Source organism: Novosphingobium arvoryzae (assembly GCF_014652615.1).
Classification (GTDB): domain Bacteria; phylum Pseudomonadota; class Alphaproteobacteria; order Sphingomonadales; family Sphingomonadaceae; genus Novosphingobium; species Novosphingobium arvoryzae.
In genome coordinates this window covers 1-493 of record NZ_BMZD01000034.1, presented here as the reverse complement: position 1 = coordinate 493, position 493 = coordinate 1, and the positions used below count along the sequence as shown (strand labels likewise).

Sequence of the window (493 nt, the reverse complement as noted above, 5' to 3'; positions counted from 1 at the left end):
CTTATCCACAAAATCATAGGCTCCTGTCGTCTCTTCCTGATTTTGTAGGGCTGGATACTGGAAAGGCCACAGGCGATAACCTGTGGCCTTTTTGTCACTTGAAGTAGGCACTCCAGGCAGATTGCATTGCCTCTACCCGATCACCGGCGGCACCAGACCAGGCGTAATGACGGCCATCGAATTCAAACTCCACCATGTAGGTACCATCGCCATTATCCCTCGGCGCTTTAAAGTTTGGCTTGGCAGGATGTTTCTCTTCCTGCTCAGCCTCCTCGGCCTCTTCAGCGTCGTCCACTTCCTCCAGTTCCTCTCCTTCGCTTTCGTCTACTTCGATCTCATCGTCATCCAGCGTTTCATCTTCCTGGTCTCCGTCATCGAGACCGGCGTCGTCGATGGGCTCAAGAATTTCTTCATCAGGCAGGACTATTGCAGGCGCCTCGTCCTTCAGTTGCCACTGCCCATTTTCACCGGAGCGGGGAATCAGCCTGGTACT

Annotated in this window: 1 protein-coding gene; it reads right to left on the bottom strand. The window is 53.5% G+C overall.

Annotated elements, in window-relative coordinates:
* Nucleotides 1–94 precede the first annotated feature (94 nt).
* Nucleotides 95–493 (bottom strand): hypothetical protein (locus IE113_RS16205; RefSeq protein WP_229822725.1); only part of this gene is annotated, 399 nt, incomplete at its 5' end.